Below are 12,958 nucleotides of genomic sequence, written 5' to 3' on the forward strand. Positions count from 1 at the left end.
CCCGTTAGGCTGGCGGTCCAACGTTGTCCCACGGGCGCACGCGCCCGCCCCGGAGCCTTGCCATGAACGAAGTGCGTCGCCGCGGTCCCATCGCCAGCCTGTTCGTGTGGCTGTGGGATGCGATGAACTTCACCCGCCGCCTCGTCTTCAACATCGTCTTCTTCAGCCTGGCGTTCCTGCTGATCGTGTTGTTGTTCTCCGGCGGCGGGCTGCGCCCGCTCGAGTCGCGCACCACGCTCGTCATCGCGCCGGAAGGCCGCCTGGTCGAGCAGTTCAGCAGCGACACCGCCAGCCGCGCGCTCGCGCATGCGCTGGGCGACGACCGCGACGAGGAAATCCAGCTGCGCGACCTGCTGCGCGCGCTCGATGCGGCCCGCACCGACAAGCGCATCGAACGCGTGTTCCTGCGCGTGGATCGCCTGCAGCCGTCCGGCTATGCGTCGATGCGCGAAGTCGCCGCGGCGCTCGCGCGCCTGCGCGCGTCGGGCAAGCCCGTCGTCGCGTTCGGCGAGAGCTTCGTGCAGGAGCAGTATTTGCTCGCCGCGCAGGCCGACGAGGTGTACCTGGATCCGATGGGCGGCCTGGTGCTCGAAGGCCTCGATCGCTATCGCCAGTACTACCGCGAAGGCCTGCAGGAAAAACTCGGCGTCGACGTGCACCTGTTCAAGGTCGGCGAATTCAAGTCGGCGGCCGAACCCTACGTGCTCGATGCCGCCTCGCCGCAGGCGAAGGAAGCCGACCTGTTCTGGATGAACGACGTGTGGCAGCGGTATCTGTCCGACGTCGCCAAGGCGCGCAAGCTGTCGCCGAAGGACCTCGCCGCCGGCATCGACACGATGCCCGAAGGCATCGCCGCCGCGCGCGGCGACCTGGCGCGCTACGCGTTGCAGCAGAAGCTCGTCGACGGGTTGAAGACGCAGGAAGACGTCGACGACCTGCTGATCCAACGCGGCGTCGCCGACGCGGATGCCGAAGGCGGATTCCGCCAGGTGTCGCTCGACACGTACCTGCGCCACATCGATCCGGGCCTGCCGTCCACCGATCCGCGTCCGCAGGTGGCCGTGGTCGTGGCCGCGGGCGAAATCAGCGGCGGCGAACAACCGCCGGGCAGCATCGGTGGCGTGTCCACCGCGGCGTTGCTACGCGAAGCGCGCGACGACGAGAACGTCAAGGCGCTCGTGCTGCGCGTGGATTCGCCCGGCGGCGAAGTGTTCGCGTCCGAGCAGATCCGTCGCGAAATCGTCGCGCTCAAGGAAGCCGGCAAGCCCGTCGTCGTCTCGATGGGCGACCTGGCCGCGTCGGGCGGCTACTGGATCTCGATGAACGCCGATCGCATCTACGCCGATCCCTCGACGATCACCGGCTCCATCGGCATCTTCGGCCTCATCCCCACGCTGCCGCGCGCGCTCGACAAGATCGGCGTGCATACCGATGGCGTCGGCACCACGCGTTTCGCGGGCGCCTTCGACATCACGCGTCCGCTGGACCCGGCCGTCGGCGACGTCATCCAGTCGGTCATCGACAAGGGCTATCGCGATTTCACCGGCCGCGTCGCGCAGGCGCGCAAGCAGAGCGTCGAGGAGATCGACGCCATCGCGCGCGGTCGCGTGTGGACCGGCGCGCAGGCGAAGGAACGCGGGCTCGTCGATGATTTCGGTGGCTTGCAGACCGCGATCGACGATGCCGCCAAGCGCGCGAAGCTCGGCAAGCCCGATGCGTACCGCGTGCGCTACATCGAACGCGAAGTCACGCCGTTCGAGCGCTTCTTCGCCAGCATGGTCGAAAGCCGCGCCGGTGCGGCGTGGTTGCGCGAGTCTTCGTTCGCGCAGGGCGTGGCGCGCACGATGGTCGCGCGCAGCCTGCCGAACGTGGATGCGGACCTGAAACTGCTGGACGCCGCGATGCAGCGTCGCCCCGGCGCGCCGGTGAAGGCGCTGGCGTACTGCTTCTGCCGCCTCTGAGCCGGCAACGCTGATCGCAACGCGACGACGCTTACTGCGTCGTCGCCGCCGCCGGATCCTCGCCCGCCATCTGCGCGTCGATCGAGGCCTGCTGTTGCTTCGCCGCTTCCAGCGTCACGGCTTCGGCCGACTTCGCCTTGTTGATCGGCGCCTGGATCGAATCGCGCAACGCGTGCGGGTTGCCGTAGGGACGTTCGGCCTGCGCGGTGGGTTCCGGCGGGCGGTCCTTGTCCGGCGGCGCGGGCTTGGAGCACGCGGTGCAGGCCAGTACCAGGCAAAGCGCGGCGAACATCGGGACAGCAGGTCGCTTCATTGCAGGCATCCGGTGGGCGGGCGCGGCTATGCTACGCCGGACTCGGAATCGCGGGGCAACACGCATGGATCCCAAGCGCTGGCGGCTGGACGGACAGCTGGCCCTGGTGACGGGCGGCAGCGCGGGCATCGGCCGCGCCATCGCGCGCGAACTGCTCGGCTTCGGCGCCGACGTGCTGCTCGCCGCGCGCGACGCCACCGCGCTGGAATCGGCCCGCATGGAACTGGCCGAGGATTTCCCGGAACGCGACGTGCAAGGCTTCGTCGCCGACGTGGCCGAGGACGAGCAACGCCGCGAATTGCTCGACTGGGTCGAAGACTTCGGCGAAGGCCTGCACATCCTGGTCAACAACGCCGGCGGCAACCTCACGCGCGCGGCAGTGGAATACACCGAAGAGGAATGGCGGCAGATCTTCGAGATCAACCTGTTCTCCGCCTTCGAACTCTCGCGCTACGCGCACCCGCTGCTGACGAAGCACGCCGCGTCCGCCATCGTGAATGTCGGCAGCGTATCGGGCAGCACGCACGTGCGCAGCGGCGCGCCCTACGGCATGGCCAAGGCGGCGATGCACCAGATGACGCGCAACCTCGCGGTGGAATGGGCCGAGGACGGCGTGCGCGTCAACGCGGTCGCGCCCTGGTACATCCGCACGCGCCGCACGCAAACCAAGCTCTCCGATCCGGATTACCTGGACGAAGTGCTGCTGCGCACGCCCATCGGGCGCATCGGCGAACCGGAGGAAGTCGCGGGCGCGGTCGCGTTCCTGTGCCTGCCCGCGTCGAGTTACGTCACCGGCGAATGCATCGCGGTGGACGGGGGTTTCCTGCGCTACGGCTTCTGAGCCGCGGCCCGACCTGACGAACGGTCGCGCGGTTTCACCCGCCGCTGCCGGTGCGCGTCGCACGATCGCCGGGCCCCCGCGCGGAGTGACGCCATGCTGCGGTTGTCCGATCGGTTTCCCCGCATCGCGAACCTCCTCCAGGCCGCGGCGCTCGCGTGCCTGGTGACGATGCTCGCCGGTTGTCCCGGCAGTGGCAGCGCGACCAGCAGCGGGCTGATGGTGAGCGTGGGTAACCAGCCCCCGGTGTTCACCTCCGCGGCCGCGGTCGCCGTGCTCGAAGACTCGGCGGGCACGATCTACACCGCGACCGCGAGCGACATGGACGGCAACCCGGTGACGTTCTCGAAGGTGGGCGGCGCGGACGCGGCGTTGTTCAACCTGACGGCCGCAGGCGCGCTGTCGTTCATCACGCCGCCCAATTTCGAAGCGCCCACCGACAGCGATGGCAACAATGTGTACGTCGTGACGATCGGCGCGAGCGATGGGATCTCGACGACCACGCTCACCGTGTCGATCAGCGTCACCGATCGCGAGAGCGTGGCCTTCCGCGTGCGCCGCGTGGTGACGGGCATGGCCTCGCCGGTGTTGCTCGCGCCGGTGCCCGACAACTCGGGCCGCGTGTTCGTCGGCGAGCTCGCGGGGCGCATCCGCATCCTGCAGCCGTCCAACGGCACGTTCGATGCGGTGGATTTCCTCGACCTGCGCGGGCAGCTCTCCACCAACGGCGAACGCGGCCTGCTGGGCTTCGCGACCGCGCCGGACTTCGCGACGACGGGCGTGTTCTACGTGTTCGTGACCGATCCGGTCGGCACCATCGAAGTGCGGCGCTATCGCACGACCGCGGCGGATCGCGACATCGCGGACCCGACCTCGATGCAACTTGTGCTGCGCCAGCCGCACCCGCGCTCCAACCACAACGGCGGCTGGCTCGGCTTCGGGCCCGACGGGATGCTGTACATCGCAATCGGCGACGGTGGCGGCTCCGGCGATCCCGACAACAACGGGCAGGACCGCAATACCTGGCTCGGCAAGATCCTGCGCGTGGATGTGTCGGTGGACCAGTTCCCGGGCGATCCCACGCGCAACTACGGCATCCCGGCGGGCAATCCGTTCGCGGGCGTGGGCGGCGCGCCGGAAATCTGGGCGTACGGCTTGCGCAATCCGTTCCGCAACAGCTTCGATGCGCAGACCGGGAATCTGTTCATCGGCGACGTCGGCGAAGATGCGATCGAGGAAGTGGACCTGATGCGGCCCACCGATGGCGGCGCGAATTTCGGCTGGTCGTTGCTGGAAGGCACGCAACCGTTCAAGGGCAGCGCGTCCGCCGGGCTCGTGCCACCGGTCGCGCGGTATTCGCACGGCACCGGCACGCGCGAAGGGTCGACGGTGATCGGCGGCGTGGTGTATCGCGGGCCGGTGGATTCATTGCGCGGGCAATACATCTTCGCGGACTTCATCCGGCCGAACGTGTGGTCGGTGCCGGTCGATTCCCTGATCCCCGGCACGACGCTGCCGAGCGACGCATTCACCGTGCGCAACACGGACTTCGCGCCGGACGTGGGCGCCTTCAACAACATCGCCTCGTTCGGCACGGACCAGGCGGGGAACGTGTACTTCGTCGACCTCGACGGCGACATCTTCGTCCTCGAAGCCGCACCGCCCGTGACCTCGCCCTTGCAAAGCGCGCGCGCGTCACGCACGCCACGCACCGCGGCGCAGGCACCGGCGCGCCATTTCTGCGTGGAAGCCTGGAACGGGCGCACCGTGCGCTGGGCGGGACAGACCATGATCCTCGGCGGCGAAGGCTTCGCCTGCGTGCGGAAGCATTACGAAGCAATGCGCGCGCAAGCGCAGCCACGTGACTGAATAGCGGGATGCGCACATGAAAACGCCCGCGATGCGGGCGTTTCCTTTGAACCAACCTGGCCTGCCGCTCAGGGGTTCTGGGGTTCTTCGGGAGTGAGTTTGCGGTTGCCGCCGCCGGAGGCTTCGCCACCCTTGCGGCCGATCGCCGACATGTGTTCACGATCTCGGCTCACCGCTTCGCCGCCCTTCTGCGCGATCTTGCGCTGCGTTTCCGGATCCATGCTCGCGAATCCGCGATTGCTCGTGCGGCTGATGTTGTTGTTGGTGGTGGTGCCGGGAGTCTGGTTCGCCATGCGTCTTCACCTCGGGGGTTGGTGGAGGGAATGGCGACCATAGGGAACCGTCGGTTAGGCAAATGCTTGGACGAGGTCAAGAAAAAGTAACGCGGCGCAATTCATCAAACTTCGCGCAACGCGTTCAGCGACAACTGCTGTCCACGTAATCGGCGAGGCGCTTGTCATATTCGGCCTTGCGTGCGGTCTTCTCCGACGGTGCCGCGTAGGTCATGCGGAAGCGCGCTTCATCCACGCGACGCGACCACGCGGCGCACAGGGCGTCTCCTTCGATCGCGGTGCACGTATCGCGCTTGACTTCGCACGCGGCGCCCGCGCCGAAGGAGGGATTGCCGTCCAGGCCCGTCGTGTTCAGGGGCGCGCAACGCGCTTCAGGTTCGGCGGTGTCGCTGAGGTAGACCTCCGATTCCCACGTCTTGCATTCGAACAGGGGCGGCGGGGGCTTGCGTTCTGCGACGGGGACGGTGGGTTCCGGCAATTGTTCGCTGACGGGGCCGCGCACCAGTTCGAACTGCGCGCCCGGCGGCGGGAGGCTCTTCGGCGGCTCTGCAGCGGCGCGTTTTGGCGGCGGCGCGGCGGTGGGCACCTCGCCGATCTTGCGGATTTCCTGCTTCATGCCCGGGCCGCAGGGCACGTCGTTCTGCATCGTGACCGCGCCCTTGGCGTCGGTGCAGCGATAGATGGTGGTGGCGCGCGCGGTGACGCTGCACAGCGCGAGGCACGAAGCAACGATGAACAGGGGGAGGCGGGGCATGCGCGGAGCCTAGCGCAAGCGCGGTCAGTGCGCGCTGCAGTCCTGCTCGATGCGCGCGTTGAGGCTGCGTTCTTCGACGCGCAGCACATCGCGTTCGCTGGGCATCGCGTTGAAGAAGCGGGTACGGATTTCCTCGCGGCGGTCTCGGATGCGGTCGCACACGTCGGCCTGCGGCAACGCGTAGCAGGTGTCCTGCACGTACGTGCCGGCGCCGTAGGCCGCGGGCGAGATGTACGGGCCGGACACGGAATGCGATCCGCCGGAGATCGACATGTTGCCGTTGCTCAACGCGAACCCCGCACCGGAATGGTGGCCGGGAATCGCATAGACGGGATAGCCGAGCGTCCACAGCGGCACCCAGCGCGGATTGCCCTCGTCGGTTTCGCTGGTGTAACGCACGTTGTCCGGCGTGATGCATTCGTACAACGGGCGCGGCTGGTAGATGACGGTGGTGCGTTCGCGGGGCGCGGGCGCTTCCACGGGTGCGGGGCGCGCTTGCGGTGCGCGCGGTGCGGCGTCGACCGGGCGGGCCATCGTGCGTGTTTCCTGTTTCTCGCCCGCCGCGCATGGCGAATCGCGCAGGGTGACGTGGCCCTTGGCGTCGATGCAGCGGTAGATCGTCACGTCGGCGGCGAAGGCGCGCACGGGGACGGCGCTCGCAAGGCCTGCGAGGACCAGGGCGGCGACGAGGCGGGGGGTCGACTGCATGCGCGCATCTTGCGCCTGCCGATGGCCGTGCAACAGGGGGTGGCGCGTGGCTCAGCCGGCGCGCAGTTCGTCGCCGGTCAGGGCGTCACGGATGGCGGTGGGCGCGCGCAGGCCGCCGGTGTCGCCTTCCAGCAAGCCGTCCACCAGGGCCAGGACCTGCGCGGACAACGCGTCGAGGGAGAACGCGGGCGGTTCGCCGGCGAGGTTGGCGCTGGTCGAGACGAGCGGTCCGCCGAAGGCCTCGCACAACGCGATGACGCCGGGATGGTCGGTCACGCGCACCGCGACACTCGCATGCACGCCCGTGATCCACGCCGGCACGCGCGCGGTGGCCGGCACGGTCCAGGTGCGCGGGCCGGGCCATTGCGCGCGCACGGCCTCGGCGCGATCGCGTGGCAACGCGTCCCAGTCGAGCAGGCCGTCGAATTGCGCGAGCGACGCGGCGATGAGGATCACGCCCTTGTCCACCGGGCGACGCTTGATCGCGAGCAATCGCGTCACCGCGGCTTCGTCGAACGGATCGCAACCCAGGCCCCACACCGCTTCGGTGGGATAGGCGACGACGCCGCCGTCGCGCAACAACGCGGCGGCGGCGGATGGCGTGAGGCGCGATGCCATCGCGCTCAGACCGGGTTGGCGGCGGCCTGCTTCGCGACCGCTTTCTTCGCGACCTTCTTGGTCGCCTTCTTCGCCGACTTCTTCGCGATCTTCTTCGTGGCTTTCTTGGCGGCCTTCTTCGCAGGCGCCTTCTTCGCCGCCGGCGCCTTCGCGACCGCGGCCTTCTTCGCCGGCGCCTTCTTGGCGACCTTCTTCCCGAAACGCCCGCGCATCGGCTTGCCGGTTTCTTCCATCAGCTTGATCACTTCGTCGAGCGTCAACGAGCTCGGCTCGCGATCCTTCGGGATGCGCCCGTTGAGGCGGCCGTCGCTGATGTACGGACCGTAGCGCCCGTTGAGCACCTGGATGTCGCTGCCGTCGAAGGCCTTGATGACGCGGTTGCGCGCGATCTCTTCCTTCTCTTCGATCAGGAACACCGCGCGCGCCAGGTCGATCGTGTACGGATCGTCTTCCTTCTTGAGCGAGGCATACACCGCGCCGCGCTTGGCGAACGCGCCGAAGCGGCCGATGCCGACGCTCACCTCTTCTTCCTTGTCCTGCCCGAGCTTGCGCGGCAGCTTGAACAGCTCCAGCGAATCCTCGAGCGAGATCGTGTGCATGCTCTGGCCGGGACGGAGCGACGCGAACGTCGGCTTGTCTTCGTCGTCCGCCGTGCCGATCTGCGCGTACGGCCCGTAACGGCCGAGGCGCACGCTGACCGGCTTGCCGGATTTCGGATCGGTGCCGAGTTCGCGGGCGCCGGTGGCCTCGGAGCGATCGACGCTCTCGGTCTTGTCGTCCACCAGTTCCTTGAACGGGCCCCAGAACTTCTCCATCAGCGGCACCCAGTTTTCCTCGCCGCGCGACACCGCATCCAGCTCGTCTTCGAGCTTGGCGGTGAAGTCGTAATCGACGTAGCGGGTGAAGTGGCTGCTGAGGAAGTTGGACACCGCGCGGCCGACGTCGCTCGGACGGAAGCTGCGGCTTTCCATCTCGACGTACTTGCGGAACAGCAGCGTCTGGATGATCGAGGCGTACGTGGACGGACGGCCGATGCCGTATTCCTCGAGCGCCTTCACCAGCGCGGCTTCGGTGAAGCGCGGCGGCGGCTGGGTGAAATGCTGGTCGGCGTGAACGCGATCGAGCGGCACGCGCTCGCCGGGCTTCATCGCCGGCAGCTTGCGGCCTTCGTCTTCGTCGTCGCTGGTCTTGGTGTCCTTGCCTTCCTCGTACACGGCGAGGAAGCCCGGATCGATCACGGTCGTGCCGCTGGCGCGGAAGCTGTGTTCGCTGCCGGCGGCCAGGTCGACGCTGACGGTGTTGAGGATCGCCGGCACCATCTGCGAGGCGACGGTGCGCTTCCACACCAGTTCGTACAGGCGGCGCTCGTCGTCGGTGAGGTAGCGCGACACCTGCGAGGGCGTGCGCAGCGCGGAGGTGGGACGCACGGCTTCGTGCGCTTCCTGCGCGTTCTTCGACTTGGTCTGGTAGAAATTGGGCTTGTCCGGCAACGCACGCGTGCCGAAGTCGCGCGCGATCACGTCGCGCAGTTCGCCCAGCGCGTCCACCGACAGGTGCACCGAGTCGGTACGCATGTAGCTGATGAGGCCGACGGTGCCTTCGTCGCCGATGGCCACGCCTTCATAGAGCTTCTGCGCGACCTGCATCGTGCGCTTGGTGGTGAACCCGAGCTTGCGCGCGGCTTCCTGCTGCAGCGTGGAGGTGGTGAACGGCGGCGCGGGACGGCGCTTGCGCTCCTTGCTCGCCACGTCGGTGACATGCAGCGCGCCGCTGGCGGCCTTGAGGATGCGTTCGCGCGCGGCTTCGGCGGTGTCGCCGTCGGTGACGGTGAACTGTTCGAACTTCTTGCCGTCGAGTTTCGTCAGCTTCGCGGTGAAGGCCTGCGAGGCGTGCGCGAGCTCGGCTTCGATGCTCCAGTACTCGCGCGCGATGAACGCTTCGATCTCTTCCTCGCGCTCCACGATCATGCGCAGCGCCGGCGACTGCACGCGGCCCGCGGACAGGCCGCGCTGCACCTTGCGCCACAACACGGGCGAGAGGTTGAAGCCGACGAGGTAATCCAGCGCGCGGCGCGCCTGCTGCGCATCGACCAGGTCCGTGGCGATCTGGCGCGGCTGCGTCATCGCTTCCTTGATGGCGCGCGGCGTGATCTCGGTGAAGACCACGCGCTGCAGCGTCTTGTCCTTCAGCAGGCCGCGTTCGCGCAGGATCTCCGCGATGTGCCAGCTGATGGCCTCGCCCTCGCGATCCGGGTCGGTCGCGAGGAACAGCGCGTCGGCGCCCTTGGCGGCCTTGGCGATCGCATCGACGTGCTTTTCGTTCTTCTCGATGAGGTCGTAGCGCATGGCGAACCCGTTCTCGGGATCGACCGCGCCTTCCTTCGGGACCAGGTCGCGCACGTGGCCATAGGAGGCCAGGACGGTGAAGTCCTTGCCGAGGTACTTGTTGATCGTCTTGGCCTTGGCGGGCGACTCGACGATGAGGAGATTCTTGGCCATGGAGCCTGCGCGGTGGGGGGACCTGATGCTGGAAGGACCAACGTCGAAGGCCGGCAGAGAAGGCAACGCCCGGGGCCGGGGGGCCACGGGCGTTGGTATGGATTCCTTTTTTTAGTGGTGTCACGCCGCTGGCGGCGCTGTCAACCCTCGCCTGCCCCCGCCGGGACCGAATCCCGACGGGTCCGGCACCCGCCGGGTGCGCTGGCGCACGTATTCAGGGTTCAGTGCACGGGCTCGGGCTCGTCCAGGAACATCTGCGTTTCCATCCACGCATAGGCCGCTTCGGACCCCGGCTGGTTGAACAGGACCATCAGGACCACCCATTTCAGGTCGTCCATCTCCAGCTCGTCCTGGTCCAGGGCGATCGCGCGGTCCAGCACCAGCTCGCGCTGGTCGGCGTCCAGGACGCCGTGCTGTTCGAGGAACAACAGGAACCCGCGGCTCTCGACATCGAGCTTCTCGAGTTCGGGGCCATGGAAGACGCGGGTCGGGCCGTTGGTGCGCGGCGCCGTGGTCTGCGGCCGTTGTTCGGCCAGGGCGTCGAGCCAGTCGAAGGCTTTGGTGATCTCGGCCGGGCTGAAGCCGGCGTCGGTGAGTTCGGAGAACAGCGGGGTGTTCTGGAGAGTGTCGCGGTCGCCGACCGGTGGGACGGTGTCGTTGGTGAAGTAGTGCTCGAACAGGTAAAGCAGGACGTCCAGGATGCTCTCTTTCATTTCCCTCGGCCTGCGCCACGACGGGCGCTGTGGAGGTTCAGGATGACTTGCGGGTAACGCGGCCGTGCTGGGAAACCACACGCCCTCCAAGCTCCATGGACAGCAGGATGGAGGCAACTTTCGCAGCCGTCAATCCAGTTCGCATGACAAGGGTTTCCATAGGGGTTGGGTCATGGCCGATCGCATCCCACAAGCGCTGGGTATCGACATCCATGTCGGGCAAGGAATGTTGCAACGCGATGCGTGACGAAGTGGGGACGTCCAGGCGCGCGCGCAAGTCGTCGGCGAAGGCGGTCGCGACCGGGGCCAGTGCGTCCAGGACTTCCTGCGGGGTTTCCACCAGCGTGACGCCTTCGCGCAGCAGGCGATGGCAGCCGCGGGCCATGGGGTTGCGGATCGAGCCGGGGGTGGCGAACACCTCGCGGCCGGCGTCGGCGGCCAGGCGCGCGGTGATGAGCGCGCCGGAACGGTAGGCCGCTTCGATCACCAGCGTACCGAGGGACAGCCCGGCGACGATGCGGTTGCGATGCGGAAAGGTGAACGTTTGCCCTTGCGTGCCCGGGGGGTATTCGCTGACCACCACGCCTTCCTGCGAGATGCGTTCCATCAGCCGGCGGTTGCCCGGCGGGAAGGCGATGTCGATGCCGGTGCCCAGCACCGCGACGGTGGGGCCCTTCGCATCCAGCGCGCCGATGTGCGCGGCCGAATCGATGCCCGCCGCCATCCCGCTGGTGACGCACAGCCCGCCCTGCACGAACGACGCCGCGAACTCGCGCGCGTTGTCGCGCCCGTCGGGCGTGGGCAGGCGCGTGCCGACGATGGCGATGCCCGGATGCCACAACGTGCTGGCGTCCCCGTCGACGAACAGCCACTGCGGCGGCGACGGGCTGCGCTTGAGCAGCGGTGGGTAGTCGGGATGGTGGATTCCCAGCAGCGCATGGCCGTCGCGTGCGAGCCACGCGTGCGTGCGGTGCCGGATTTTTTCGGATGCCCCGTCGAGGGCCAGGGCGAGCAGCGCGTCGTCGGCGTTCATCGCAGCAGCGTGCGCCGCAAACGACGACGGCGCCCTCGGGCGCCGTCGCGTTGTGCTGTCGGGAGAACCCTACACGATCAGTAGGGCGCGTCCGGATGCTTCAGTTCGTACCCGACGCGCGAGGGCTTGATGCTTTCCATCACCAGGCCGTAGCTGACCTTGTCGAAGGTGCGGAACACCATGACGTGGCCGGCGTATTCGTCGGGCAGGCGGATCTTGTCGGCCTTCGAGAACAGGTCGTCGTCGCGGTTCATGCCGAACTTCACGCGATCGGTGACTTCGCTGCCGACGCGCCAGATCGAGAACACCGTGCCGTTGTCGACGCCGTCGCGCGCGCCGACCGACAGGGCCACCACGTCGTGCGGGCCGCTGTAGTGCAACGCGTCCGCCACGGCGAGGATGCGCGCGCGGCCATACTCGAACTGTTGCTTCGGCGCGTGCGGGAAGAACTGCAGGTCGTAGGGCTGCATCTGCACCGGCACCAGGCGATCGCCGGTGCGCACTTCGCGGCCTTCCACGTCCAGCACGAGCGTGGTGGCTTCGATGCCACCCACTTCGCCGCGCGTGACCGTGCCGACGTTCTGCTGCATCAGCTCGTAGCCCAGCACTTCGCTGCCGTTGTCGCCGACGACGGCCGCGGTCCAGAAGTTGACCGAGTCCACCGTCTGGCGGCCGCTGAAGTCGAGGTCTTCATTGAAGAAGATGTCGCAGCAGGCCTGGCGGTCCAGGCGCGTGTACTTGGTGGTCGGGCGCACCACGGCGTAGCGCTGGCCGGGCTGCGCGCCCTCCAGGCCCTTCACGTAGGCGACCTGGCCCTGCGTGCCGCGCAGGCGATCGTCTTCCAGGCCGACCACGTACGGCAGCTGGTCGAACTGGTCGACCACCGAGAGGTTCTTCAGGAACGGCTCGACTTCCGACAGCGGGACGCCGGTGACCGGGGCCTCCGTGCGCGGACCCTGCTGGACCGCGACGCGGTCGAGGTAGGCCAGCGAGATCACGTCGCCTGGATAGATCAGGTGCGGGTTCTGGATCTGCGGGTTGGCCTGCCAGATTTCCGGCCACAGCCACGGGCGCTTGAGGAAGCGGCCCGAGATGTCCCACAGCGTGTCACCCTTCTTGACGACGTAGGTGTCCGGATGGTCGCCGCGCATTTCCACGGCGGCCGCGTATGTGGCAACGGTCAGGCAGGCGACCGCACAAACCGTACTAAGCCGTTTAAGCATGGCGGCCATGTATCCGCTCCCCTTGAGTTTTTCCCCTAAAAGCCGGGGCACTATAGCCCACAAGATGCGGGCCTTTGCAAGCGCACGGCGTTACAATCGCGACCGTCGAACGCCCCCTTTGTTGCGCCTGTGACCGG

The 12,958-nt window shown here is 67.9% G+C and carries 12 protein-coding genes; 3 read left to right on the forward strand and 9 right to left on the reverse strand.

Annotation, left to right across the window (positions count from 1 at the left end):
- The first annotated feature begins 62 nt into the window (after nucleotides 1-62).
- Nucleotides 63-1,961, forward strand: coding sequence for a signal peptide peptidase SppA (gene sppA / locus LYSCAS_RS05310; protein ID WP_213436418.1), 1,899 nt, complete (start codon nucleotides 63-65; stop codon nucleotides 1,959-1,961).
- 31 nt (nucleotides 1,962-1,992) lie between these two features.
- Here sppA and LYSCAS_RS05315 read toward each other — a convergent pair whose 3' ends face one another.
- Nucleotides 1,993-2,274: a hypothetical protein gene (locus tag LYSCAS_RS05315; protein ID WP_244858672.1), complete on the reverse strand. Its 282-nt coding sequence runs from the start codon at nucleotides 2,272-2,274 to the stop codon at nucleotides 1,993-1,995.
- A gap of 64 nt (nucleotides 2,275-2,338) precedes the next feature.
- Between LYSCAS_RS05315 and LYSCAS_RS05320 the strand changes: the two genes are divergently transcribed.
- Nucleotides 2,339-3,115 carry an SDR family oxidoreductase gene (locus LYSCAS_RS05320; RefSeq protein WP_213436420.1) on the forward strand — a complete coding sequence of 259 codons (777 nt, stop codon included), beginning with the start codon at nucleotides 2,339-2,341 and terminating at the stop codon, nucleotides 3,113-3,115.
- 93 nt (nucleotides 3,116-3,208) lie between these two features.
- On the forward strand, nucleotides 3,209-4,981 hold the full coding sequence (locus LYSCAS_RS05325) for a PQQ-dependent sugar dehydrogenase (protein ID WP_213436422.1): 1,773 nt from the start codon (nucleotides 3,209-3,211) through the stop codon (nucleotides 4,979-4,981).
- 68 nt (nucleotides 4,982-5,049) lie between these two features.
- On the opposite strand, the gene LYSCAS_RS05330 is transcribed toward LYSCAS_RS05325, so the two are convergent.
- The 8 genes from LYSCAS_RS05330 to LYSCAS_RS05365 form a co-directional block, all read right to left on the reverse strand.
- On the reverse strand, nucleotides 5,050-5,274 hold the full coding sequence (locus LYSCAS_RS05330) for a con-10 family general stress protein (protein ID WP_213436424.1): 225 nt from the start codon (nucleotides 5,272-5,274) through the stop codon (nucleotides 5,050-5,052).
- Nucleotides 5,275-5,398: 124 nt separating this feature from the next.
- Nucleotides 5,399-6,028 (reverse strand): DUF4124 domain-containing protein, encoded by a 630-nt coding sequence (locus LYSCAS_RS05335; RefSeq protein ID WP_213436426.1) that lies wholly within the window; start codon nucleotides 6,026-6,028, stop codon nucleotides 5,399-5,401.
- A gap of 24 nt (nucleotides 6,029-6,052) precedes the next feature.
- On the reverse strand, nucleotides 6,053-6,736 hold the full coding sequence (locus tag LYSCAS_RS05340) for a DUF4124 domain-containing protein (protein ID WP_213436428.1): 684 nt from the start codon (nucleotides 6,734-6,736) through the stop codon (nucleotides 6,053-6,055).
- A gap of 51 nt (nucleotides 6,737-6,787) precedes the next feature.
- A complete protein-coding gene (locus LYSCAS_RS05345; protein WP_213436430.1) occupies nucleotides 6,788-7,354 on the reverse strand; it encodes a Sua5/YciO/YrdC/YwlC family protein in 567 nt (188 codons plus the stop codon).
- Between the two features lie 5 nt (nucleotides 7,355-7,359).
- On the reverse strand, nucleotides 7,360-9,852 hold the full coding sequence (locus LYSCAS_RS05350; protein ID WP_213436432.1) for a DNA topoisomerase I: 2,493 nt from the start codon (nucleotides 9,850-9,852) through the stop codon (nucleotides 7,360-7,362).
- A gap of 221 nt (nucleotides 9,853-10,073) precedes the next feature.
- Nucleotides 10,074-10,565: a DUF494 family protein gene (locus LYSCAS_RS05355; protein WP_213436434.1), complete on the reverse strand. Its 492-nt coding sequence runs from the start codon at nucleotides 10,563-10,565 to the stop codon at nucleotides 10,074-10,076.
- Between the two features lie 37 nt (nucleotides 10,566-10,602).
- The gene (gene dprA / locus LYSCAS_RS05360; RefSeq protein WP_213436436.1) at nucleotides 10,603-11,598 is read right to left on the reverse strand and encodes a DNA-processing protein DprA; all 996 of its coding nucleotides are present in this window, start codon (nucleotides 11,596-11,598) and stop codon (nucleotides 10,603-10,605) included.
- Nucleotides 11,599-11,675: 77 nt separating this feature from the next.
- On the reverse strand, nucleotides 11,676-12,821 hold the full coding sequence (locus LYSCAS_RS05365) for a LysM peptidoglycan-binding domain-containing protein (protein ID WP_213437604.1): 1,146 nt from the start codon (nucleotides 12,819-12,821) through the stop codon (nucleotides 11,676-11,678).
- Nucleotides 12,822-12,958: the final 137 nt, after the last annotated feature.

It is taken from the genome of Noviluteimonas caseinilytica, assembly GCF_018406605.1.
Classification (GTDB): domain Bacteria; phylum Pseudomonadota; class Gammaproteobacteria; order Xanthomonadales; family Xanthomonadaceae; genus Noviluteimonas; species Noviluteimonas caseinilytica.

Coding starts and splice junctions, on each gene's coding strand:
- sppA (WP_213436418.1), top strand. CDS start 63: ATGAACGAAGTGCGTCGCCGCGGTCCCATCGCCAGCCTGTTCGTGTGG.
- LYSCAS_RS05315 (WP_244858672.1), bottom strand. CDS start 2,274: ATGAAGCGACCTGCTGTCCCGATGTTCGCCGCGCTTTGCCTGGTACTG.
- LYSCAS_RS05320 (WP_213436420.1), top strand. CDS start 2,339: ATGGATCCCAAGCGCTGGCGGCTGGACGGACAGCTGGCCCTGGTGACG.
- LYSCAS_RS05325 (WP_213436422.1), top strand. CDS start 3,209: ATGCTGCGGTTGTCCGATCGGTTTCCCCGCATCGCGAACCTCCTCCAG.
- LYSCAS_RS05330 (WP_213436424.1), bottom strand. CDS start 5,274: ATGGCGAACCAGACTCCCGGCACCACCACCAACAACAACATCAGCCGC.
- LYSCAS_RS05335 (WP_213436426.1), bottom strand. CDS start 6,028: ATGCCCCGCCTCCCCCTGTTCATCGTTGCTTCGTGCCTCGCGCTGTGC.
- LYSCAS_RS05340 (WP_213436428.1), bottom strand. CDS start 6,736: ATGCAGTCGACCCCCCGCCTCGTCGCCGCCCTGGTCCTCGCAGGCCTT.
- LYSCAS_RS05345 (WP_213436430.1), bottom strand. CDS start 7,354: ATGGCATCGCGCCTCACGCCATCCGCCGCCGCCGCGTTGTTGCGCGAC.
- LYSCAS_RS05350 (WP_213436432.1), bottom strand. CDS start 9,852: ATGGCCAAGAATCTCCTCATCGTCGAGTCGCCCGCCAAGGCCAAGACG.
- LYSCAS_RS05355 (WP_213436434.1), bottom strand. CDS start 10,565: ATGAAAGAGAGCATCCTGGACGTCCTGCTTTACCTGTTCGAGCACTAC.
- dprA (WP_213436436.1), bottom strand. CDS start 11,598: ATGAACGCCGACGACGCGCTGCTCGCCCTGGCCCTCGACGGGGCATCC.
- LYSCAS_RS05365 (WP_213437604.1), bottom strand. CDS start 12,821: ATGCTTAAACGGCTTAGTACGGTTTGTGCGGTCGCCTGCCTGACCGTT.